This is a genomic window from Bacillus timonensis (assembly GCF_004799755.1).
Classification (GTDB): domain Bacteria; phylum Bacillota; class Bacilli; order Bacillales; family Bacillaceae_L; genus Ferdinandcohnia; species Ferdinandcohnia timonensis_A.
The window spans coordinates 13,945-34,336 of sequence record NZ_SLUB01000020.1; the positions used below are offsets into that span (position 1 = coordinate 13,945).

The 20,392-nt window shown below is 39.1% G+C and carries 34 protein-coding genes; 1 reads left to right on the forward strand and 33 read right to left on the reverse strand.

The genetic code is table 11. The features are described 5' to 3' along the window. The first annotated feature begins 15 nt into the window (after positions 1 to 15). The gene (locus E1I69_RS12180; RefSeq protein WP_136379892.1) at positions 16 to 1,743 is read left to right on the forward strand and encodes an amylo-alpha-1,6-glucosidase; all 1,728 of its coding nucleotides are present in this window, start codon (positions 16 to 18) and stop codon (positions 1,741 to 1,743) included. Positions 1,744 to 1,782: 39 nt separating this feature from the next. Here the strand turns inward: E1I69_RS12180 and E1I69_RS12185 are convergent, their stop codons facing one another. From E1I69_RS12185 to rplB, 33 genes are all read right to left on the reverse strand, one after another. Further along, positions 1,783 to 2,502 carry a UTRA domain-containing protein gene (locus tag E1I69_RS12185; protein WP_136379893.1) on the reverse strand — a complete coding sequence of 240 codons (720 nt, stop codon included), beginning with the start codon at positions 2,500 to 2,502 and terminating at the stop codon, positions 1,783 to 1,785. Between the two features lie 296 nt (positions 2,503 to 2,798). Then, entirely contained in the window at positions 2,799 to 3,191 is a 393-nt protein-coding gene (gene rpsI, locus E1I69_RS12190) for a 30S ribosomal protein S9 (RefSeq protein WP_136379894.1), read from the reverse strand. Positions 3,192 to 3,211: 20 nt separating this feature from the next. Continuing rightward, positions 3,212 to 3,649, reverse strand: a complete 438-nt coding sequence (gene rplM / locus E1I69_RS12195) for a 50S ribosomal protein L13 (protein WP_136379895.1) — start codon at positions 3,647 to 3,649, stop codon at positions 3,212 to 3,214. A 172-nt stretch (positions 3,650 to 3,821) separates the two neighbouring features. Further along, entirely contained in the window at positions 3,822 to 4,574 is a 753-nt protein-coding gene (gene truA / locus E1I69_RS12200; protein ID WP_136379896.1) for a tRNA pseudouridine(38-40) synthase TruA, read from the reverse strand. Positions 4,575 to 4,585: 11 nt separating this feature from the next. Further along, the gene (locus E1I69_RS12205) at positions 4,586 to 5,377 is read right to left on the reverse strand and encodes an energy-coupling factor transporter transmembrane component T family protein (RefSeq protein WP_136379897.1); all 792 of its coding nucleotides are present in this window, start codon (positions 5,375 to 5,377) and stop codon (positions 4,586 to 4,588) included. Further along, entirely contained in the window at positions 5,374 to 6,249 is an 876-nt protein-coding gene (locus tag E1I69_RS12210) for an energy-coupling factor ABC transporter ATP-binding protein (protein ID WP_136379898.1), read from the reverse strand. Before E1I69_RS12210 ends, E1I69_RS12205 begins: the two co-directional genes overlap by 4 nt. Then, positions 6,225 to 7,064, reverse strand: coding sequence for an energy-coupling factor ABC transporter ATP-binding protein (locus E1I69_RS12215; protein ID WP_136379899.1), 840 nt, complete (start codon positions 7,062 to 7,064; stop codon positions 6,225 to 6,227). The genes E1I69_RS12210 and E1I69_RS12215 overlap by 25 nt, the downstream gene beginning before the upstream one ends. 309 nt (positions 7,065 to 7,373) lie before the next feature. Further along, positions 7,374 to 7,736 (reverse strand): 50S ribosomal protein L17, encoded by a 363-nt coding sequence (gene rplQ / locus E1I69_RS12220; protein ID WP_116354123.1) that lies wholly within the window; start codon positions 7,734 to 7,736, stop codon positions 7,374 to 7,376. Between the two features lie 114 nt (positions 7,737 to 7,850). Beyond that, positions 7,851 to 8,795 carry a DNA-directed RNA polymerase subunit alpha gene (locus tag E1I69_RS12225; RefSeq protein ID WP_136379900.1) on the reverse strand — a complete coding sequence of 315 codons (945 nt, stop codon included), beginning with the start codon at positions 8,793 to 8,795 and terminating at the stop codon, positions 7,851 to 7,853. Positions 8,796 to 9,084: 289 nt separating this feature from the next. Further along, positions 9,085 to 9,474 (reverse strand): 30S ribosomal protein S11, encoded by a 390-nt coding sequence (gene rpsK / locus E1I69_RS12230; protein WP_099352759.1) that lies wholly within the window; start codon positions 9,472 to 9,474, stop codon positions 9,085 to 9,087. Between the two features lie 19 nt (positions 9,475 to 9,493). Next, positions 9,494 to 9,859 carry a 30S ribosomal protein S13 gene (gene rpsM, locus E1I69_RS12235; protein WP_010285107.1) on the reverse strand — a complete coding sequence of 122 codons (366 nt, stop codon included), beginning with the start codon at positions 9,857 to 9,859 and terminating at the stop codon, positions 9,494 to 9,496. 23 nt (positions 9,860 to 9,882) lie between these two features. Continuing rightward, positions 9,883 to 9,996, reverse strand: coding sequence for a 50S ribosomal protein L36 (rpmJ, locus tag E1I69_RS12240; protein WP_003156543.1), 114 nt, complete (start codon positions 9,994 to 9,996; stop codon positions 9,883 to 9,885). Positions 9,997 to 10,028: 32 nt separating this feature from the next. Beyond that, positions 10,029 to 10,247 (reverse strand): translation initiation factor IF-1, encoded by a 219-nt coding sequence (gene infA, locus E1I69_RS12245; RefSeq protein ID WP_010285101.1) that lies wholly within the window; start codon positions 10,245 to 10,247, stop codon positions 10,029 to 10,031. A gap of 172 nt (positions 10,248 to 10,419) precedes the next feature. Next, positions 10,420 to 11,166, reverse strand: a complete 747-nt coding sequence (gene map / locus E1I69_RS12250; protein ID WP_136379901.1) for a type I methionyl aminopeptidase — start codon at positions 11,164 to 11,166, stop codon at positions 10,420 to 10,422. Continuing rightward, the gene (locus tag E1I69_RS12255; protein WP_136379902.1) at positions 11,167 to 11,817 is read right to left on the reverse strand and encodes an adenylate kinase; all 651 of its coding nucleotides are present in this window, start codon (positions 11,815 to 11,817) and stop codon (positions 11,167 to 11,169) included. Positions 11,818 to 11,875: 58 nt separating this feature from the next. Further along, positions 11,876 to 13,168 carry a preprotein translocase subunit SecY gene (secY, locus tag E1I69_RS12260; RefSeq protein ID WP_136379903.1) on the reverse strand — a complete coding sequence of 431 codons (1,293 nt, stop codon included), beginning with the start codon at positions 13,166 to 13,168 and terminating at the stop codon, positions 11,876 to 11,878. Next, the gene (rplO, locus tag E1I69_RS12265) at positions 13,168 to 13,608 is read right to left on the reverse strand and encodes a 50S ribosomal protein L15 (protein ID WP_136379904.1); all 441 of its coding nucleotides are present in this window, start codon (positions 13,606 to 13,608) and stop codon (positions 13,168 to 13,170) included. The genes secY and rplO overlap by 1 nt, the downstream gene beginning before the upstream one ends. A gap of 32 nt (positions 13,609 to 13,640) precedes the next feature. Then, positions 13,641 to 13,823, reverse strand: a complete 183-nt coding sequence (gene rpmD, locus E1I69_RS12270) for a 50S ribosomal protein L30 (protein ID WP_010285086.1) — start codon at positions 13,821 to 13,823, stop codon at positions 13,641 to 13,643. A 13-nt stretch (positions 13,824 to 13,836) separates the two neighbouring features. Beyond that, on the reverse strand, positions 13,837 to 14,337 hold the full coding sequence (gene rpsE / locus E1I69_RS12275) for a 30S ribosomal protein S5 (RefSeq protein ID WP_116354129.1): 501 nt from the start codon (positions 14,335 to 14,337) through the stop codon (positions 13,837 to 13,839). A gap of 22 nt (positions 14,338 to 14,359) precedes the next feature. Then, positions 14,360 to 14,722: a 50S ribosomal protein L18 gene (gene rplR, locus E1I69_RS12280; RefSeq protein ID WP_010285081.1), complete on the reverse strand. Its 363-nt coding sequence runs from the start codon at positions 14,720 to 14,722 to the stop codon at positions 14,360 to 14,362. Between the two features lie 32 nt (positions 14,723 to 14,754). After that, entirely contained in the window at positions 14,755 to 15,291 is a 537-nt protein-coding gene (rplF, locus tag E1I69_RS12285; RefSeq protein ID WP_136379905.1) for a 50S ribosomal protein L6, read from the reverse strand. A gap of 28 nt (positions 15,292 to 15,319) precedes the next feature. After that, on the reverse strand, positions 15,320 to 15,718 hold the full coding sequence (gene rpsH / locus E1I69_RS12290; protein WP_099352750.1) for a 30S ribosomal protein S8: 399 nt from the start codon (positions 15,716 to 15,718) through the stop codon (positions 15,320 to 15,322). Positions 15,719 to 15,748: 30 nt separating this feature from the next. After that, entirely contained in the window at positions 15,749 to 15,934 is a 186-nt protein-coding gene (rpsN, locus tag E1I69_RS12295) for a 30S ribosomal protein S14 (protein ID WP_010285078.1), read from the reverse strand. Positions 15,935 to 15,947: 13 nt separating this feature from the next. Further along, positions 15,948 to 16,487, reverse strand: coding sequence for a 50S ribosomal protein L5 (gene rplE / locus E1I69_RS12300; protein WP_116354131.1), 540 nt, complete (start codon positions 16,485 to 16,487; stop codon positions 15,948 to 15,950). A gap of 24 nt (positions 16,488 to 16,511) precedes the next feature. After that, positions 16,512 to 16,823, reverse strand: coding sequence for a 50S ribosomal protein L24 (gene rplX / locus E1I69_RS12305; protein ID WP_136379906.1), 312 nt, complete (start codon positions 16,821 to 16,823; stop codon positions 16,512 to 16,514). A 37-nt stretch (positions 16,824 to 16,860) separates the two neighbouring features. After that, on the reverse strand, positions 16,861 to 17,229 hold the full coding sequence (rplN, locus tag E1I69_RS12310; RefSeq protein ID WP_136379907.1) for a 50S ribosomal protein L14: 369 nt from the start codon (positions 17,227 to 17,229) through the stop codon (positions 16,861 to 16,863). Between the two features lie 46 nt (positions 17,230 to 17,275). Continuing rightward, on the reverse strand, positions 17,276 to 17,539 hold the full coding sequence (rpsQ, locus tag E1I69_RS12315; RefSeq protein WP_116354134.1) for a 30S ribosomal protein S17: 264 nt from the start codon (positions 17,537 to 17,539) through the stop codon (positions 17,276 to 17,278). Between the two features lie 28 nt (positions 17,540 to 17,567). Next, complete coding sequence (gene rpmC / locus E1I69_RS12320; protein ID WP_010285065.1) at positions 17,568 to 17,765, reverse strand: 50S ribosomal protein L29; 198 nt, start codon at positions 17,763 to 17,765, stop codon at positions 17,568 to 17,570. After that, positions 17,755 to 18,189, reverse strand: a complete 435-nt coding sequence (gene rplP / locus E1I69_RS12325) for a 50S ribosomal protein L16 (protein WP_136379908.1) — start codon at positions 18,187 to 18,189, stop codon at positions 17,755 to 17,757. Before rplP ends, rpmC begins: the two co-directional genes overlap by 11 nt. A gap of 1 nt (position 18,190) precedes the next feature. Then, positions 18,191 to 18,847, reverse strand: a complete 657-nt coding sequence (gene rpsC, locus E1I69_RS12330) for a 30S ribosomal protein S3 (protein WP_136379909.1) — start codon at positions 18,845 to 18,847, stop codon at positions 18,191 to 18,193. Between the two features lie 3 nt (positions 18,848 to 18,850). Next, complete coding sequence (gene rplV, locus E1I69_RS12335; RefSeq protein WP_116354137.1) at positions 18,851 to 19,192, reverse strand: 50S ribosomal protein L22; 342 nt, start codon at positions 19,190 to 19,192, stop codon at positions 18,851 to 18,853. A gap of 17 nt (positions 19,193 to 19,209) precedes the next feature. Then, complete coding sequence (gene rpsS / locus E1I69_RS12340; RefSeq protein ID WP_136379910.1) at positions 19,210 to 19,488, reverse strand: 30S ribosomal protein S19; 279 nt, start codon at positions 19,486 to 19,488, stop codon at positions 19,210 to 19,212. Between the two features lie 57 nt (positions 19,489 to 19,545). Further along, complete coding sequence (rplB, locus tag E1I69_RS12345; RefSeq protein ID WP_136379911.1) at positions 19,546 to 20,376, reverse strand: 50S ribosomal protein L2; 831 nt, start codon at positions 20,374 to 20,376, stop codon at positions 19,546 to 19,548. Positions 20,377 to 20,392: the final 16 nt, after the last annotated feature.

Sequence of the window (20,392 nt, forward strand, 5' to 3'; positions counted from 1 at the left end):
AGAGGAGTGTTCACTTTGGATATACGGGTCACGCCTATGAGTCATTACGGTTCTTATATGGCAGTCACATACCAAGAGAGCCAAAGCCCTGAGAAAAATGGACTTTATATAAATTCAGTAAAAGGAAAATCTAAGCATCATCAAAATGCTCTTAAAATCATCCCAACAATAAATGGGGCTCCTGTTGGGTACACCTATGAAGCCGATGAATTTAAGATTGCCCTGACATTTGATGGTGGTAAAATCTTTTTATGCTTTGAAGATGCTGAAAGAATTTTTGTACAAGGCCAAGGAGAAAATGTTGGTCTAACTTTGGATACTCAACCAATCTTCAACTTCGAATATAACTATCTTTTAGGAAACACCGGCGAAGAATATTGCATTGTTAACAGCTACAAGAATCTAACTAAATACATGGTCTTTGCACCACAGGGATCAGTTATTCTTCAACAAAACGTATTTATGGATACGACAGGTAGCACAAACAAAGCTGATAATCTTTCAAGTATCCAAATCACTTCAACTGGAGAGTCCAACGAATTCCTATGTGTCATTGAAGACATTCCTACGAACGGAGCCGTTCCGGAAAAAAGAGAATATAAGTTTGAAGATGCATTAAATAAGAGCACGAATCATTTTCTAAATTTCTTATCTAAGCACCCTATTGTTCCAAAAAGATTTCAACAAACTCTAAGAGAAGCTGCTTATCTAAATTGGACGTGTATAGTAAATGAACAAGGGTTGTTAAAAAGAAAAGCCATGTATATGTCAAATGCAAATTTCCCAGGTGTTTGGAGCTGGGATAATGCCTTTAATGCTTTAGCACTCGCAGGTGTTGATGATGACCTTGCATGGGATCAAATTCAATTATTATTCGACTATCAGGACGACAAAGGCCAAATCCCTGGTTCTATAAGTGATTCCACCATCCGCTGGAATTTCTCCAAGCCACCTGTACAAGGATTTTTTGTATTAAAGATGATGGAAAAAATGACATTGACTACTGAACAATTAGAAAAAATATATATTCAGATCCAGAGACATGTAGAATTTTATCTCCGATACAAAGATTTCAATGGTGACGGAATTTGCGAATACCATCACGGAAATGATTCTGGACAGGACAACAGCACGGTGTTCAAAAATGCAGACATCATCGATTCACCAGATTTAACGGCTTTCTTGATTAAATCGATGGATATGCTAGCTGTTGTAGCAGAAAAACTCGAGAGAGATCAAGATAAGAAATATTGGGAGGAACAATCCAAAAAATATACACAGAAATTTTGCGACTATTTTCTGGTTGAGGACCTCCCAGTCGCTCGATATACAAGAGACGGAAAAGTAATTAAAAGCGAAGGAATCCTGCCTTTAATATCAATTATCTTGGCAAATAAACTTCCTGAAGCGACTAAAAAGAAAATCATCAATGTTCTAAAAAGTGAAAAGTATTTAACGAAGTGGGGAATTGCATCAGAAGCCATTGACAGTCCTTATTATGAGGAGGATGCATACTGGAGAGGACCAATTTGGGCTCCTACCACTCTACTCTTTGTAGAGGCATTTGAAGAATGTGGAGAACAAGAATTAGCAAATGAAATAACGAAGAAGTTTCTTGAACTATGTAAGATTGGTGGATTTGCAGAAAACTTTCATGCTGAGACAGGAAAAGGATTAAGAGACCTTGCTCATACGTGGACGTCTAGCGTATTTATCCATCTAGCATCAAAACTAGCCAATTAACGAAAAAAGTGTGCGAGAGCTTTATCTCGTACACTTTTCTTATTTTCGTTGCGTTTGGTCGAAGAACACAAAGTTACTTGGAGTATGCCTGGAAATGGTATATTCAAACATCACACCATTCGCATTAAAAACATGACTGGTAACAACAACCACACTATTAAATCCATCTAGATTTAAATATTTGTCATCCATCTCGTTTGTTCTTTCAACCACCATTTTTCGTTTTGCAGTGACAGCTCGTTGGTCCAGCTCTCTATCTAAGAATTCATAAATTGAATCCTCTGCTATTTCCAACGTTAATCCTTTCGCAATATCTTTTCTAAAATAGTTGTAGTCCATGATAACCGGATTTCCTTCTAAATAACGGACACGCTTAAGGTGATACACTTCAACACCCATTGGAAACCTCGTATGCTCATGAAGGTTTTGATCTACTACCAATTCCTCAAAGACAATCACTTCCGTCCGATGCTTTTTATGGTTTCGGATAGCAAACTCCTTAAACGTTTCTGTCTCTCCAAACATATATTCATTTTTTCCAAAGTCCTGATAAATAACGCGGACACCTTTCCCCTGTTTGGTTTGAACATATCCATCGTCCACAAGATTTCCGATTGCTCTTCGTAAAGTGTTTCTTGAGCACCCATACTTTTTAACCAAAGTGTTCTCTGAAGGAAGGAATTGTTGATAATGGTATACATTTTGCTCAATTTTCATTTTTAAATCTTCATATATTTTTTCGTACTTAATACCTGACATAGCAGCCTCCTACACCCTACCAGCCTCTATAAAAAATAAAACATAGATAAGAAGTTACTCATCTCAAATCCACTTCTATACCTGGCTTTACTTGAAACATAACAACTACAAATATCGTAATATCTCTACATTAATCCTTGTTTCAAGTATATCATTAAACTTAATGCAATAATTTTCTCTCGTTAAATAATTTAAGTCAATTTATTTGAAAAATTTCACGGCAAATAAAACAGGCTACCTCATCAAAGATGAAATAGCCTGTAAACGTTGATATATCAAGTTTTCCAAGAAAAAAATTAACGTTTTGAGAACTGAGGTGCTCTACGTGCGCCTTTAAGACCGTATTTCTTACGTTCTTTCATACGAGCGTCACGAGTTAATAGTCCAGCTGATTTTAAAGATGGACGGAATTCAGGATCAGCTTGTAGTAACGCACGAGCGATACCGTGGCGGATAGCGCCAGCTTGACCTGTGTAACCACCACCGTTTACGTTAACAAGAACGTCATAACGTCCTACAGTTTCAGTAGCAGCAAGAGGTTGTTTTACAACTTCTCTTAAAGCTTCAAATGGAATATATTCTGCAATGTCACGACCGTTGATTACGATGCGTCCGTCGCCAGGAACTAGACGTACACGTGCAACAGAGCTCTTACGACGACCAGTGCCATAATATTGTACCTGTGCCAAATTAATACCCTCCTTAATAATTAACCGCGAAGTTCGTAAACTTCAGGTTGTTGAGCTTGATGTGGATGTTCGCTTCCAGCATAAACGTGCAATTTTTTAAACATTTGACGACCAAGTGAACCTTTTGGAAGCATTCCTTTAATCGCAAGTTCAAGCATTTTTGTTGGATAGTTTGTGCGCATTTCTAATGCAGTTCTTGATTTTAATCCGCCTGGGAATTGGCTGTGACGGTAGTAAATTTTATCGTTTAATTTATTACCAGTTAATTCGATTTTTTCAGCATTGATAATGATCACATTATCACCAGTGTCAACATGTGGTGTGAAAGTTGGTTTGTGTTTTCCACGAAGTAGTGTTGCAACTTCAGTTGATAAACGACCTAAAGTTTTACCTGCAGCATCTACAACATACCATTTACGCTCTATATTATTAGCATTAGCCATAAATGTTGTACGCATGAGTTTCCCTCCTAATTTTACTAACGTTTCATATTGTATTTAATCACGATTAAAGTTCCGGGGCTTTAACGTGGGGTTTAAATATCATACCTAAAATATAATATAACTTTCAGGGTGTAATGTCAAGGAAATGTTACACCAGGATTAGTTGTTATGGCATTTTTTTATTTTCCTATTCCTGCCATCCCTCATAATATACCTGATATAGGTATAATCCGTGACCTGGAGCAGTCTTTCCTGCTAGTGAACGGTCTTTTCCAGCCAAAATAGACGTCATCATCTTTGCCTCTTTTTGCCCACTTCCAACCTCTAGTAAAGTCCCAACAATGATTCTTACCATATTATACAAAAAACCATTTCCAATGAACGACAGAATGAGTTCATTGTCTTGCTTTTCCATTTTAATTAGGTAAATGGTTCGAACCTTATCCTGCACTTCTGTCTTTGACGCACAAAAACTCGTAAAATCATGTGTTCCCACCAGAAGTGCTGCAGCTTCTTTCATCGCGTTAAGATTAAGTGGATAGGGATAATGATGAGTATATTGACGTTTAAAAACGCAAGGCTCTTCACTCATCCACAATCGATATCGGTATTCCTTCGCCTTCACATCAAAACGTGCGTGAAACTCAGGGTCGACGATTTCCACCGAACGTACGCGAATGTCATCAGGGAGCAATGAATTCAAAGCCTTCTTCCACCCTTCGACAGGAATGGATAAAGGAGAATCAAAATGAACAACCTGTCCAAGAGCGTGAACAGTTGCATCCGTTCGACCTGATGCTACAATTTTAATATGTTCCCCTTTATGCATGTTCTGTAACGCATGTTCTAAATCCGATTGAACGGTTCGTTTATTCGGTTGTACTTGGTATCCTGAAAACTGGGTTCCATCATACGATATGATGCACTTGTACCGTCTCATCTTTTCCCTCGTTATCCACGTAATAAAAATAATACTGCTGCCGTTACGAATAGCAACACAAGCATTAAAGTATCAAGACCACGCCACTGTAATAGACGCAGCTTGGTCCGTCCTTCCCCTCCACGATAGCCTCTTGCTTCCATGGCGATTGCGAGTTCCTCTGCTCGTTTAAAGGAACTAATAAACAATGGTATCAATAAAGGAACAACTGCCTTCATGCGATCCTTAATTGGACCACTCGTAAATTCGACACCCCTTGCAGCCTGTGCCTTCATAATCTTCTCAGTTTCTTGCATCAATGTCGGAATAAATCGAAGTGAAATCGACATCATTAGCGCAAGTTCATGTGTGGGTAGACCCACTTTTTTAAAGGGTGCTAATAAACTTTCCATACCATCAGTAATCTCAATTGGCGTACTTGTTAATGTTAATATGGTGGTCATAATAATTAAAAATAATAGCCGTAATGAGATAAAAATCCCCTGTCTCACGCCACCCTCATACACTTCAAGCCAACCAAAATCAAATAAGAGGTCTCCTTCTTTTGTTAAAAAGATATGAAGAATAAATGTAAATAGGATCACCCATAAAATTGGTTTTAACCCTGACAGAATATAGCGTATCGGAACCTTTGTTAATAACACAATCGTCAATGTGTAAGTCCCTAATAGCGCGTAGGTAAGAACTGAATTAGCGATAAAAACAATACACACATAAAAGAATATTAATAATAGCTTTGCCCTAGGATCCATTCGATGAAGGGGGGAGTTACCTGGAATATAGCGACCTATTATGATATTCATTGACGGGTCCCCTCCCCTTTAATTGCTTCCCCGACATAACGGACAATTTCATCTACTGATAGACTAGCATCGCGCGGGATACTGATTCCTAATTTCTCTTCAAGTAACCCTTTGAGTCTGACTGCTTCAGGAACGTCCAATCCGAGATGCAGAACCTGTTCAGGGTTTGAGAAAATCTCAACAGGACTCCCTTGAAATTTAATCGTTCCTTTTTCCATCACAAGAATCTGATCAGCATAACGTGAAGCATCTTCCATACTATGGGTTACGAGAATGGTTGTAAGACCGCGTTCTTTATGGAGTTTATAAAACATCTCCATAATTTCAAGACGACCTCGTGGATCGAGTCCTGCAGTAGGTTCGTCCAAAACGAGTACCTGAGGGTTCATAGCCAGGATTCCAGCAATTGCAACACGTCTCATTTGACCGCCGCTTAGATCAAACGGAGATTTTGTTAGATATTCCTCAGAAAGACCTACCATCTTGATTGTCTGCTTTGCTCTTTCCTTTGCTTCTTCTTCTGGCACACCAAAATTTAAGGGCCCAAAACAAATGTCCTTTTCGACTGTTTCCTCAAACAACTGGTGTTCAGGGAATTGAAAGACGACTCCAACATTCTTTCGAAGAGGCTTAAGATTTTTTTCTTTTTGTTTTGCGGTGATTGTACGGTCACCAATCGTGATTGAGCCAGAAGTAGGTTGTAGGAGACCATTTAAATGCTGCAAAATAGTCGACTTCCCGGAACCTGTATGACCTATTACCGCCGTGTATGACCCAGATTTTATTTTCGCATTCACATCATATAACGCTAGTCTTTCAAAAGGTGAACGAATCTGATAGCGATGCTCTAGTTTTTCGATTGTAATGTCCATAACTCATTCACCAAGCCTTCTTCTGTTATATGATTCTTAGAAAGAGGAACACCGATAGCTCGTAGTTTTTTAGATACCTTTACGGAAAATGGCAAATCTAACCCAATTTCTACTAGCTTTTCATCTAAAGCAAAAATTTCCTCCGGCTTCCCTTCTGCAAATAATTGCCCCTGGTTCATGACGATGATTCGATCGGCCCTTGCGGCTTCCTCTAAATCGTGGGTAATTGACATAACCGTGATTTGGCTTTCACTTTTGATTTCCCTTATTGTTTCTAAAACCTCTGTTCGTCCGATAGGGTCCAACATCGAAGTTGCTTCATCTAAAATGATTAAATCGGGCTGAACAGCAAGAACACCCGCAATTGCTACCCTTTGCTTTTGTCCACCCGAGAGCTGATGTGGTTCATGCTCAAGAAACTCTCGCATTTTTACCAGATCAATCACTCTTTCTATTCTCGATACCATCGTTTCGCGAAGAATTCCGTTGTTTTCCATACCAAAGGCAATATCATCTTTTACAGTAGTACCAACAAATTGGTTGTCCGGGTTCTGAAACACCATGCCGATTTTTCTTCGAATATCCCAGATAGTCTCTTCGTTTAGCTGTACACCCTCTATCGTTACACTTCCCGATTGCGGTAACAATAATCCATTTAGGATTCGAGCTAATGTAGATTTCCCAGATCCATTATGACCTACAATCGCAAGCCATTCTCCTTTTCGAACAGAGAATGATAGATTTTCCAATGCGAGTTTTGTATTCTCTGCATATTTATAGCTTATCTGATCAACAACTAAAAGGTTTCCACTCATTCTCATCCCTCACTAAAATCAAATGCTCTTTGCATTTGCGCAAGTACTGAATAAAATTATTTCCATAGAAATAAAATCTTTTCTCATCTCAACTTACTACCTTCCAAATTATTCGTTTCTACCTTATCTGTCAAGGGAATAAGAAGCGTTATTCCAATATTCAGGAGAAGTTTGTTTATATTGTGTGTATTCATAAGGAGAGCAAAATGCTATTTGTAGATAATTCTATCTTTTTTGAAAAATAATGAACATAAAATAAAAAGGGCTTAGACCAGTTTAAAAAACTGTCCCGCCCTATAAAAATAAGAATTATACTAATTCAATGATAACCATTGGTGCACCGTCACCACGACGAGGTCCAAGTTTCATGATACGAGTGTATCCACCTTGGCGCTCTTCATAACGAGTTGCGATGTCACTGAATAATTTTTGAAGCGCATCTTGACCAGACTCTTCGTTTGCTACTTCGTTACGGATGTAAGATGCAGCTTGACGACGAGCGTGCAGGTCTCCACGCTTACCTAATGTAATCATTTTTTCTACAACTGATTTTAATTCCTTCGCACGAGCTTCAGTTGTTTCGATACGCTCGTTGATAATTAAGTCAGTAGTAAGGTCACGTAATAACGCCTTACGTTGCGCGCTTGTACGTCCTAATTTTTGGTATGACATGAGGTATTCCCTCCTTTGTTGAATTATTATGAAAGATAAAGCATTAGATAACTAGGCTCTTGTAACAAGTATGACAATACGTAATGAAAAAGATTGCCTCTAATTCAAAGCGATTCAATCATCTTTACGTAAGCCTAAACCAAGCTCTTCTAGTTTAGCCTTAACTTCTTCTAAAGATTTACGACCAAGGTTACGTACCTTCATCATATCTTCTTCAGTTTTATGAGCAAGCTCTTGAACCGTATTGATTCCTGCTCTCTTTAAGCAGTTATATGAACGAACTGAGAGATCCAATTCTTCAATTGTCATCTCGAGGACTTTCTCTTTCTGATCCTCTTCTTTTTCAACCATAATTTCTGCATTTTGAGCTTCATCCGTTAATCCTACAAAAATATTTAAATGTTCTGTTAGGATTTTCGCACCTAGTGCAATCGCTTCTTTCGGACCAGTACTGCCGTCTGTCCAAACATCAAAAGTCAGTTTGTCAAAGTTCGCGACCTGTCCAACACGTGTCTTTTCCACTTGGTAATTAACACGTGAAACTGGAGTATAGATTGAATCAATCGGAATTACACCGATTGGTCGATCTTCACGCTTGTTTGCATCAGCTGGAGTATATCCTCGTCCACGCTTCGCAGTAAATCTCACACGAAAATGTGCGTCCTTAGCAAGTGTTGCAATGTGTAGATCTGGATTTAAGATTTCAACATCACTGTCATGTGTGATATCAGAAGCTTTTACCGGACCTTCACCTTGAACATCTATCTCAAGAGTCTTCTCTTCATCAGAGTAGATTTTAAGAGCTAATTTCTTCACATTTAAGATAATAGATGTTACATCTTCGACGACGCCTTCAATTGTTGAAAATTCATGCAGTACCCCATCTATTTGGATAGACGTTACAGCGGCACCAGGAAGAGAAGATAATAGGATACGACGTAAGGAGTTACCCAAAGTAGTTCCATATCCACGCTCAAGTGGCTCGACGACGAATTTACCGTATTTGGCATCTTCGCTGATTTCAACCGTTTCGATTTTTGGTTTTTCAATTTCGATCATTTATAAACCCTCCTTCAAAACGTCGAAACCTCGGCTAGACCATGATCAATGACGTCTAACCGAAATTCCCAAAAGTTAAGTTCCCTATCTGTGCACAACAACAACTCAATTCATTCTGTAAAGAACTTATAAACAAAACATGGCGATTCGTAAAATTGATCTCACTCACGCCTTTGTTACACTTATAAGAATAAAAAAGTTTATCAAAACCCATTAATCCATTATAGCCTTGGATCATAAATCTTATACAGAAAAAGATGAAATACGTCTTGTCGTATTTGAATGAATGTTACACACGACGACGTTTTGGTGGGCGACATCCGTTATGTGGTACTGGAGTAACATCTTTAATAGCTGTAACTTCAAGACCAGCAGCCTGAAGAGCACGAATTGCAGCTTCACGTCCTGCGCCAGGGCCTTTTACAGTTACTTCAAGAGTTCTCATACCATGCTCCATTGAAGCTTTTGCAGCTGTTTCAGCAGCCATTTGGGCAGCAAATGGAGTAGATTTACGTGAACCTTTGAAACCAAGTGCACCAGCACTTGACCAAGAGATTGCATTTCCGTGTGCATCTGTAATTGTTACGATCGTATTGTTGAATGTTGAACGGATGTGTGCAACACCAGATTCAATATTCTTTTTTACACGACGTTTACGAGTATTCGTTTTACGTGCCATTTATCCATTACCTCCCTTACTATTTTTTCTTGTTTGCTACAGTACGACGAGGTCCCTTACGTGTACGAGCGTTATTTTTTGTATTTTGGCCTCTTACAGGTAATCCACGACGATGACGTAGACCACGGTAAGAACCGATTTCGATTAAACGTTTGATGTTAAGTGAAACTTCACGACGAAGGTCACCTTCTACTTTATAACGGTCAACGATATCACGAATCTTGTTTAATTCGTCTTCAGTTAGATCACGAACTCGTGTATCTTCAGAGACACCAGCTTCTGCTAGAATTTTTTGTGCAGTTGGACGTCCAATTCCGAAAATATATGTTAAAGATATAACCACACGTTTTTCACGTGGAATATCAACACCAGCAATACGTGCCATATAGACGTACACCTCCTTATTTATTAGCCTTGTTTTTGTTTATGTTTTGGGTTTTCACAAATTACCATTACTTTACCTTTTCTACGAATAACCTTACATTTTTCGCAGATAGGTTTAACTGATGGTCTCACTTTCATTTTTCAAACCTCCTTGATAGTTCGGAGCGCATTTATTTAAAACGGTACGTAATCCTACCGCGAGTCAAGTCATATGGTGATAATTCAACCGTAACCTTGTCTCCAGGTAAAATACGAATAAAGTGCATGCGAATTTTACCAGAAACATGAGCCAAAACAGTATGACCATTCTCTAATTCAACTTTAAACATTGCATTAGGTAATGTCTCTGCAACAGTACCTTCAACTTCAATTACATCATCTTTCGCCATTGGAATTGTTCTCCCTTCTTCAAATCAGTAACTTGCTCATTGACAAACATCGATACACACTAATCATCCTATACGTTTGCCATCGACCAGTTTTATTAATACTGCTCTGAACTTCCGGAGATACGTAATCAAAAATTAGATGAATGTTATTCTAATGAATAGGGTTTGTGCCTTACAATTTTGTTAAGATCTCATACCCTGTTTCTGTAATAGCAATCGTATGTTCAAAATGCGCACACGTTTTGCCATCGACTGTTACAACAGTCCAGTTATCTGCTAACGTATTCACGTATCGACTACCTGCATTTACCATCGGTTCAACGGCAAGTACCATTCCTGGTTTTAAAAGAGGTCCTTTATTTGGAGGACCATAATGTGGAATTTGTGGCTCCTCATGTAATTCTTTGCCTACACCGTGACCTACATATTCCCGAACAATCGAAAAGTCATGGGTCTCGACATAAACTTGGATTGCATGAGAAATATTTGAAAGACGCACACCAGGTTTTGCTTCTTCTAATCCTTGATAAAGAGCATTCTTCGTCACTTCAAGAAGTTTTTGATTTTCAAGTGAAATCGCACCTACCGGATAAGTCCAAGCTGAGTCACCATGATAACCATTGTGCTTTGCTCCGATATCGATACTAATAATATCTCCATCTTGTAAGACACGATCACCAGGTATACCATGTACCAGCTCTTCATTAACAGAAGTGCAGATACTACCGCGAAAACCATTATACCCTTTAAAAGAAGGAATTGCATCATATCCACGAATAAACTTTTCAGCAATTGTATCCAGTTCTTTCGTTGAAATCCCTGGAGTAATATATTTTTGTAATTCTTGGTGTGTCAATGCCACGATTTTACCAGCTTCGCGCATTATTTCAATCTCTCTTGGTGACTTGCAGATAATCATCTACTTTAATCCCCCAAGGAGCTCCTCTACATCACCAAAAACTTTGTTAATTTCTTGTTGTCCATCAATATTGCGAAGATAGCCTTTTTCTTGATAAAAGTCAAGAAGTGGCTTTGATTGCTCGATATTCACTTGCAAACGAGTTCCAACTGTTTCCGCATTGTCATCAGCACGTTGATAAAGCTCTCCACCACATTTATCGCATGTCCCTTCCTGGCTAGGCGGGTTGAATACTAGGTGGTAAGTAGCTCCACAGTCCTTACAAATTCGACGACCAGTTAATCTCTCAAGTAAAATAGCAGAATCGACTTCGATGTTAATAACAAAGTCAATCTTTTTCTCGAGATCAGTAAGGATTGCCTCAAGCGCTTCTGCTTGTGGAACTGTACGTGGGAATCCGTCAAGTAAAAATCCTTGGTTGCAATCGTCCTTGCTTAATCGTTCACGGACAATTCCGATCGTAACTTCATCAGGAACAAGCTCACCTTTATCCATAAAGGATTTTGCTTGAAGTCCTAGTTCTGTTCCATCTTTTATTGCAGCACGGAACATATCTCCTGTTGAGATATGAGGGATATTGTACTTTTCTACTATTTTTTCGGCTTGAGTACCTTTACCTGCACCCGGTAGCCCCATTAATACTAAGTTCAAGTGATTTGCCCCCTCTAACCTCTTTCTTAGAGGTGCTGGGAAAAAACCTTCCCAGACCTTATTTGATAAATCCTTTATAATGACGTTTTACAAGCTGACTTTCAAGCTGCTTCATTGTCTCAAGTGCAACACCAATAACGATGAGCAAGCTAGTTCCACCAATTTGTGCAGACTGCGGTAAATTCGCAAATTTTATAAAGAATACAGGAAGAACAGAAATAGCTGCTAAGAAAATAGAACCAACAAAAGTTAAACGATACAGAATTTTTGTTACATATTCTTGCGTGTTTCTTCCTGGGCGAATCCCTGGAATGTAGCCGCCTTGCTTTTTCAAATTATCTGCCATTTGCTCAGGATTAACTTGAACAAATGTGTAGAAATATGTGAACGCAATGATTAGCGCGATATATATAATCATCCCAACAGGCTGGGAATAATCAAAATATTTTTGTATCCATTCAGTTACCGCATTAGGACCAAAAAACGATGCAATCGTTGGTGGTGTGATAATGAAGGAAACTGCAAAGATTACAGGAATAACACCAGCCGCATTTACTTTTAACGGTAAATGAGTGGAGTGTCCTCCAACCGGGCTATTAGCAGCTAACCGCTTTGCATATTGAATTGGAATTTTTCGTAAAGCTTGTTGTACAAATATTACACCTACAACAACAGCTATAACAGCAATTAACAATAAAACAACAGTAATGATGCTTAGGAATAGCTGATCCCCTGCATCTTCAAATTGTTGAATATAAATTTGATTTACAGCTGTAGGAATACCGGCAACAATACCAGCGAAAATGATAATCGAAATTCCGTTTCCAACGCCCTTCGCTGTAATCTGTTCACCTAACCACATTAAAAATGCAGTACCAGCAGTTAACACAACAGCGATTAATAGGTACGTTCCAATACTTGGATTTTCGATTAACATACCATTTGACATATTGTTAAAGCCGTATGACATACCTAATGCTTGGATAAATCCGAGCACGATCGTTCCATAGCGAGTAAACTGTGCTAATTTACGACGTCCAACTTCACCTTGCTTGGACCATTCCGTAAACTTAGGAACAACGTCCATTTGCAACAACTGTATGATAATTGAAGCAGTGATGTATGGCATGATACCCATCGCAAGGATTGAGAAGTTAAACAATGCTCCACCACCAAATGTATTTAAAAGGCCAAACGCTGTATTGCTATCAGATGCTCTTAAAACGTCGGCATTGACATTTGGTACTGGAATAAAGGTGCCGATTCGAAATACTACTAACATAAGTAAGGTGAATATAATTTTGTTTCTTATATCACCAACGCGCATAAAATTGGAGATTGTTTGAAACATTAAATCACCTCAGTTTTTCCGCCAGCAGCTTCAATCGCTTGTTGAGCAGTAGAGGAGAATTTGTGAGCTCTAACTGTTAGCTTTTTATCAAGAGAACCTTTTCCAAGGATCTTAATTCCGGCATTCAGTTTACTTACAACACCAGATTCAATTAAAAGTTCAGGTGTTACTTCTGTTCCGTCTTCAAAACGATTTAATGTTTCTAAATTAACAATTGCAAAGTCTTTGCGATTGATGTTTGTGAAACCACGCTTTGGTAGACGTTGGAATAAAGGCATTTGACCACCTTCAAAACCAGGACGTACACCGCCACCTGAACGTGAGTTTTGACCTTTATGACCTCTACCAGCAGTTTTACCATTACCTGAACCAGTTCCGCGTCCAACACGATTACGTGTTTTACGAGAGCCTTCAGTTGCTTGTAATTCATGAAGTTTCATTTGGGCACCTCCTTATTTCAGAAAAAATTCAATTATTGTTCTTTAACCGTAACTAGGTGAGCAACTTTATTAATCATACCGCGAATCGCAGCATTATCATCATGAACAACAGTTTGATGTAATTTTTTCAATCCAAGAGTACGAACAGTTACACGTTGGTCTTCAGGACGTCCAATGACACTGCGAGTGAGGGTGATTTCTAATTTCTTTGACATTGTGTTTTCCCTCCTATCCTAACAGTTCTTCTACTGATTTACCACGTAACTTAGCTACTTCTTCAGCACGCTTTAATTGACTTAAACCTTCAATTGTAGCACGAATCATATTTACTGGAGTGTTTGTTCCTAAAGATTTAGAAAGGATATCACCGACACCAGCAAGTTCTAATACCGCACGAACTGGTCCACCGGCGATAACTCCAGTACCTTCAGACGCAGGTTTTAGTAATACTTCTCCTGCTCCAAATTGACCAACTACTTGGTGAGGAATTGTTGTTCCAACCATTGGTACAGAGATTAGGTTCTTTTTAGCATCTTCAATTGCTTTACGGATTGCATCTGGAACTTCTTGTGCTTTACCAGTTCCAAAACCAACGTGTCCGTTCTTATCACCAACTACTACCAATGCTGCAAAGCGGAAACGACGTCCACCTTTTACAACCTTAGCAACACGGTTAACGGTAACTACGCGTTCTTCAAGTTCTAATTTATTTGGATCAATGCGACGCATCTATAATGTCCCTCCTTTTTTATTAAAATTGTAATCCAGCTTCACGAGCAGCTTCTGCTAATGCTTTTACACGTCCGTGATATAGGTAACCTCCGCGGTCGAATACTACCTCTTTGATTCCTTTTTCGATACCACGCTTAGCAACTAGTTCGCCAACCTTTGTTGCTGCATCTACGTTACCAGAACCTTCAACAGATAGTTCTTTATCTAATGTAGAAGCACTTGCGATTGTTACTGAGTTCACATCATCGATTAATTGAGCGTAAATGTGTTTGTTTGAACGGAACACATTTAGGCGAGGACGAGTAGCAGTTCCTGAAACACGAGAACGAACACGAGCATGTCTTTTTCTACGAACTGCATTTTTATCCTGTTTCGTAATCATTTACGTCTCTCCTTTCTTTTACCTAAAAAGGCTTACTTCGCAGTTTTACCTTCTTTACGACGAACAAATTCACCTTCGTAGCGAATACCTTTTCCTTTATAAGGCTCAGGCGGACGTACACCACGAATATTAGCAGCTAACGCTCCAACACGTTCTTTATCGATACCTTTAACAACAATCTTAGTGTTAGATGGAACATCGATTTCAACGCCAGTCTCAGGAACGATTTCTACTGGATGAGAGTAACCAACGTTTAATACAAGCTTATTTCCAGCTTTTTGAGCACGGTATCCGACCCCGATAAGCTCTAAGCCTCTTTCGAAACCTTTAGAAACACCTTCAACCATGTTTCCAAGTAGACTACGTGTTGTACCGTGAAGAGCACGGTGTTCTTTATTATCAGTTGGACGAACAACGTTGATCACGTTGTCTTCAACATTGATTTGCATATCAGGATGGAAAGCACGAGTTAATTCGCCTTTTGGTCCTTTAACAGTAACAGTATTACCATTGAAACTTACAGTAACACCAGATGGTAATTCGATTGGTTTTTTACCAATACGTGACATGTACTACACCTCCATTCTTATCAAGCTATTACCAAACGTAAGCTAATACTTCTCCGCCGGCTTGCTTTTGACGAGCTTCTTTATCAGTTAATACACCTTGTGAAGTTGAAACGATCGCGATACCTAGACCGTTTAACACACGTGGTACTTCGTTAGATTTTGCATAAACACGTAGACCAGGCTTACTAATACGCTTAAGACCAGTAATTACGCGCTCATTGTTTGCACCGTATTTTAAGAAAATACGAATGATACCTTGTTTGTCATCCTCAATATATTCAACGTCACGAACGAAACCTTCACGCTTTAAAATTTCAGCGATTTCCCTTTTAATGTTTGATGCAGGGATTTCAAGCTTCTCATGACGAACCATGTTCGCATTACGGATGCGAGTAAGCATATCTGCAATTGGATCTGTCATCACCATAGTATTTTTACCTCCTTCCCAATTCGGGGTTTACCAACTTGCTTTTTTTACACCAGGAATTTGACCCTTATAAGCTAGTTCACGGAAACAAATACGGCATAATTTAAATTTACGTAATACAGAGTGTGGACGGCCGCAACGTTCGCAACGTGTGTACTCTTGTACTTTAAATTTCTGTGTGCGTTTTTGTTTCGCAATCATTGATTTTTTAGCCACGTTTTCGCCTCCTTTACTTTTGGAACGGCATACCGAATGCTGTTAATAACTCACGAGCTTCTTCGTCAGTATTTGCAGTAGTTACGATAACGATATCCATACCACGAACTTTACTTACTTTATCGTAATCAATTTCAGGGAAAATTAATTGTTCTTTTACACCTAAAGTGTAGTTTCCACGACCATCAAATGATTTCTTTGATACTCCACGGAAGTCACGTACACGTGGTAGTGAGATAGAAACAAGCTTATCTAAGAAATCGTACATACGCTCTCCGCGTAGTGTAACTTTCGCACCGATAGGCATTCCTTCACGAAGACGGAATCCAGCAATTGATTTCTTAGCTTTAGTAACAACTGGCTTTTGACCACTAAGAGCAGCTAATTCTTCCACAGCGTTGTCTAATACTTTAGAGTTTTGAACTGCGTCACCAACACCCATGTTGATCACGATTTTTTCTACTTTTGGAACCTGCATAACAGACTTATAGTTAAACTTGCTCATTAGAGCAGGTGTAATTTCTTTTTGAAATTTTTCTTTTAGGCGGTTCATGTAAGTACCTCCTTTCTTTATTTACTATTTATCTAAAACTTCACCGGATTTTTTTGCTACACGTACCTTTTTGCCATTAACTTCTGTATAACCAACACGTGTTGGAGTACCAGATTTAGGATCTAATGGCATTACATTTGATACATGAATAGGTGCCTCTTGGCTAATGATACCACCTTGTGGATTCGCTTGAGACGGTTTTGAGTGTTTCTTTACAATATTAACGCCTTCTACAATGACACGATCCTTCTTTGGAAAGCTTTCAAGGATTACACCTTGTTTACCTTTATCTTTCCCTGAAATGACCTGTACCTTGTCACCCTTTTTTACATGCATCTAGTTCGCACCTCCTTAAAGGCCAATCGATTTCGAATTATAATACTTCTGGAGCTAGTGAAACAATTTTCATAAAGTTACTATCACGTAATTCACGTGCTACTGGACCGAAGATACGAGTTCCACGTGGACTCTTGTCGTCACGGATAATAACACAAGCATTTTCATCAAAACGGATGTAAGTTCCGTCATTACGACGTACACCACGTTTCGTACGTACGACTACAGCTTTAACAACATCGCCTTTTTTAACAACGCCACCTGGTGTTGCTTGTTTTACTGTACATACGATAACATCACCAATGCTTGCTGTTTTACGACCAGAACCACCTAATACTTTAATAGTTAGTACCTCACGTGCTCCTGAGTTGTCAGCAACTTTCAAACGAGTTTCTTGTTGAATCATTCATGAAACCTCCCTTCGGACTATTGATTGATCCGAACAAAATATATTAGATAATAACTGCTTTTTCTACTACTTCAACAAGACGGAAGCGTTTAGTAGCAGATAATGGGCGAGTCTCCATAATTTTTACGATGTCGCCGATTTTAGCAACATTGTTTTCATCATGTGCTTTAAATTTCTTTGAATACTTTACGCGTTTACCGTAAAGAGAATGTTTTTTATAAGTTTCTACAAGAACAGTAACTGTTTTATCCATTTTGTCAGATACAACACGTCCTTGGTAGACCTTACGTTGGTTACGTTCACTCACTATCGTAGACCTCCTTCCTGGTTATCGATTATTTACGACCGATTTCTCTTTCGCGGACTACTGTTTTCATACGAGCGATCGATTTACGAACTTCACGAATACGTGCAGTATTCTCAAGTTGACCAGTAGCTAGTTGAAAGCGAAGGTTAAATAACTCTTCTTTTAATGATTTTACTTTTTGTTCAATTTCGGCAGTGGTAAGGTCACGGATTTCATTAGCTTTCATTTGATTCACCACCAATTTCTTCACGTTTAACAAATTTTGTTTTAACTGGTAGCTTATGAGCTGCTAGGCGTAGTGCTTCACGAGCAATCTCCTCAGAAACACCAGCAATTTCAAATAATACTTTTCCGGGTTTAACTACTGCTACCCATCCTTCAGGAGCACCTTTACCGGAACCCATACGTACCTCTAAAGGTTTTGCTGTATATGGCTTAGATGGGAAAATTTTAATCCAAACTTTACCGCCACGTTTCATATAACGTGTCATTGCGATACGAGCAGCTTCGATTTGACGGTTTGTAATCCAAGAAGCTTCTTGGGCCTGTAAACCGAATTCACCGAAATGTACTTCAGTACCACCTTTTGCTTGACCACGCATTTTTCCACGGTGTTCTCTGCGGTATTTCACACGTTTTGGTAATAACATATTATTTTCCTCCTTCCTCAGTTTTCTTCTTCGTAGGAAGGACCTCTCCACGATAGATCCAAACTTTTACACCAATTTTTCCGTAAGTTGTATCAGCTTCAGCAGTACCGTAATCAATGTCTGCACGAAGAGTGTGAAGTGGAACTGTTCCTTCACTATAGTGTTCTGCACGAGCAATATCCGCTCCGCCTAAACGACCAGAAGTTTGTGTTTTAATACCTTGTGCTCCAGCACGCATTGTGCGTTGGATAGCTTGTTTTTGTGCACGACGGAAAGAAACACGGTTTTCTAATTGACGAGCGATGTTTTCAGCTACTAGAGTTGCATCAAGATCAGCTCTTTTAATTTCAAGGATGTTGATGTGTACTCTCTTACCTGTTAATTGGTTTAATGCTTTGCGAAGCGCTTCAACTTCTGTACCACCTTTACCAATAACCATACCAGGTTTAGCAGTATGAACAGTAACGTTGATACGATTTGCAGCACGTTCAATTTCAACTTTAGAAACAGAAGCATCACTTAAACGTTTTGCGATATATTCGCGAACTTTAAGGTCTTCGTGTAATAAATCTGCATAATCTTTGCCTGCGTACCATTTTGACTCCCAGTCACGAATGATGCCGACACGCATTCCAATTGGATTAACTTTTTGACCCACTACTTATCCCTCCTTCTTTTCTGATACCACGATTGTAATGTGGCTAGTACGTTTGTTAATCTGACTTGCACGTCCCATAGCTCTTGGACGGAATCTTTTTAATGTTGGACCTTCATTTACATATGCTTCAGTAATAACTAGGTTATTAGCGTCCATTTCGTAGTTATGCTCTGCATTCGCAATCGCAGAATTTAATACCTTTTCTACAATAGGAGAAGCAGCTTTAGGTGTATGACGTAGGATTGCGATTGCTTCACCTACTTGCTTGCCTCGAATTAAATCTGCTACTAAACGAACTTTACGAGGAGCAATACGAACTGTTCTCGCAACAGCTTTAGCTTGCATAGATAATCCTCCTCTCATTAGCGTCTTGTTTTCTTATCGTCACTTGCGTGGCCTTTGTAAGTACGAGTTGGTGCAAATTCACCAAGTTTGTGACCTACCATATCTTCAGTAACGTAAACTGGTACATGCTTACGACCATCATATACCGCAATTGTATTACCGATGAATTGAGGGAAAATCGTTGAACGACGTGACCAAGTTTTAATAACTTGTTTCTTCTCAGATCCGTTTTGATTTTCAACCTTTTTCATTAAGTGATCATCTACAAAAGGTCCTTTTTTCAAACTGCGTCCCATAAGTGAACCTCCCTTCGTGATTGGCCTACGGTTCCAATGAACCGTAGCACAACCCCGTTATTTTTTACGACGACGTACGATAAATTTATCTGATTTGTTTTTCTTCTTACGAGTTTTCGCACCAAGAGTAGGTTTACCCCATGGAGTCATAGGAGACTTACGTCCGATAGGTGCTTTACCTTCACCACCACCGTGTGGGTGATCGTTAGGGTTCATAACAGATCCACGAACTGTCGGGCGTTTACCTAACCAACGTGAACGACCTGCTTTACCAATGTTAACTAGTTCATGTTGTTCGTTACCTACTTGACCTACAGTAGCGCGGCATGTAGCAAGAATCATGCGTACCTCACCAGAATTCAAACGAACAAGAACGTATTTACCTTCTTTACCAAGCACTTGTGCAGAAGTACCAGCTGAACGAACTAATTGTCCACCTTTACCAGGTTTTAATTCGATGTTGTGTACTACTGTACCTACTGGGATGTTTGCTAATGGAAGTGCATTACCTGTTTTAATGTCAGCTTCAGGTCCTGAAACTACCTCCATACCCACTTTTAGGTTTTTTGGAGCAATAATGTAACGTTTTTCTCCATCTGCATAGTTGATTAATGCAATGTTTGCTGAACGGTTTGGATCGTATTCGATCGTAGCAACGCGTCCTGGTATACCATCTTTTTCACGTTTGAAGTCGATTATACGGTATTGACGCTTATGTCCGCCAGCTTGATGACGTACTGTTATTTTACCTTGGTTATTACGACCAGCTTTTTTGTTTAAAGGTGCAAGTAATGATTTCTCTGGTCTGTCCGTAGTGATTTCTGCGAAATCTAATGTAGTCATTCCACGACGACCGTTAGAGGTTGGTTTGTAATGTTTAATCGCCATCTCTATTTCCCTCCTT

Bases quoted from the DNA above. Each gene is read 5' to 3' on its own strand.
- E1I69_RS12185 (WP_136379893.1), bottom strand. From the start codon at position 2,502: ATGTCAGGTATTAAGTACGAAAAAATATATGAAGATTTAAAAATGAAA.
- rplM (WP_136379895.1), bottom strand. From the start codon at position 3,649: ATGCGTACAACATTTATGGCTAATGCTAATAATATAGAGCGTAAATGG.
- truA (WP_136379896.1), bottom strand. From the start codon at position 4,574: ATGAGACGGTACAAGTGCATCATATCGTATGATGGAACCCAGTTTTCA.
- E1I69_RS12205 (WP_136379897.1), bottom strand. From the start codon at position 5,377: ATGAATATCATAATAGGTCGCTATATTCCAGGTAACTCCCCCCTTCAT.
- E1I69_RS12210 (WP_136379898.1), bottom strand. From the start codon at position 6,249: ATGGACATTACAATCGAAAAACTAGAGCATCGCTATCAGATTCGTTCA.
- E1I69_RS12215 (WP_136379899.1), bottom strand. From the start codon at position 7,064: ATGAGTGGAAACCTTTTAGTTGTTGATCAGATAAGCTATAAATATGCA.
- rplQ (WP_116354123.1), bottom strand. From the start codon at position 7,736: ATGTCATACCAAAAATTAGGACGTACAAGCGCGCAACGTAAGGCGTTA.
- E1I69_RS12225 (WP_136379900.1), bottom strand. From the start codon at position 8,795: ATGATCGAAATTGAAAAACCAAAAATCGAAACGGTTGAAATCAGCGAA.
- rpsK (WP_099352759.1), bottom strand. From the start codon at position 9,474: ATGGCACGTAAAACGAATACTCGTAAACGTCGTGTAAAAAAGAATATT.
- rpsM (WP_010285107.1), bottom strand. From the start codon at position 9,859: ATGGCACGTATTGCTGGTGTTGATATTCCACGTGAAAAACGTGTGGTT.
- rpmJ (WP_003156543.1), bottom strand. From the start codon at position 9,996: ATGAAAGTGAGACCATCAGTTAAACCTATCTGCGAAAAATGTAAGGTT.
- infA (WP_010285101.1), bottom strand. From the start codon at position 10,247: ATGGCGAAAGATGATGTAATTGAAGTTGAAGGTACTGTTGCAGAGACA.
- map (WP_136379901.1), bottom strand. From the start codon at position 11,166: ATGATTATCTGCAAGTCACCAAGAGAGATTGAAATAATGCGCGAAGCT.
- secY (WP_136379903.1), bottom strand. From the start codon at position 13,168: ATGTTTCAAACAATCTCCAATTTTATGCGCGTTGGTGATATAAGAAAC.
- rplO (WP_136379904.1), bottom strand. From the start codon at position 13,608: ATGAAACTTCATGAATTACAAGCAACTGAAGGCTCTCGTAAAACACGT.
- rpmD (WP_010285086.1), bottom strand. From the start codon at position 13,823: ATGTCAAAGAAATTAGAAATCACCCTCACTCGCAGTGTCATTGGACGT.
- rpsE (WP_116354129.1), bottom strand. From the start codon at position 14,337: ATGCGTCGCATTGATCCAAATAAATTAGAACTTGAAGAACGCGTAGTT.
- rplR (WP_010285081.1), bottom strand. From the start codon at position 14,722: ATGATTACGAAACAGGATAAAAATGCAGTTCGTAGAAAAAGACATGCT.
- rplF (WP_136379905.1), bottom strand. From the start codon at position 15,291: ATGTCACGTATTGGTAAAAAACCAATCGAATTACCATCTGGTGTTACT.
- rpsH (WP_099352750.1), bottom strand. From the start codon at position 15,718: ATGGTGATGACAGATCCAATTGCAGATATGCTTACTCGCATCCGTAAT.
- rplE (WP_116354131.1), bottom strand. From the start codon at position 16,487: ATGAACCGCCTAAAAGAAAAATTTCAAAAAGAAATTACACCTGCTCTA.
- rplX (WP_136379906.1), bottom strand. From the start codon at position 16,823: ATGCATGTAAAAAAGGGTGACAAGGTACAGGTCATTTCAGGGAAAGAT.
- rplN (WP_136379907.1), bottom strand. From the start codon at position 17,229: ATGATTCAACAAGAAACTCGTTTGAAAGTTGCTGACAACTCAGGAGCA.
- rpmC (WP_010285065.1), bottom strand. From the start codon at position 17,765: ATGAAAGCTAATGAAATCCGTGACCTTACCACTGCCGAAATTGAACAA.
- rplP (WP_136379908.1), bottom strand. From the start codon at position 18,189: ATGTTATTACCAAAACGTGTGAAATACCGCAGAGAACACCGTGGAAAA.
- rplV (WP_116354137.1), bottom strand. From the start codon at position 19,192: ATGCAAGCTAAAGCTGTTGCGAGAACAGTTCGTATTGCTCCTCGTAAA.
- rpsS (WP_136379910.1), bottom strand. From the start codon at position 19,488: ATGGGACGCAGTTTGAAAAAAGGACCTTTTGTAGATGATCACTTAATG.
- rplB (WP_136379911.1), bottom strand. From the start codon at position 20,376: ATGGCGATTAAACATTACAAACCAACCTCTAACGGTCGTCGTGGAATG.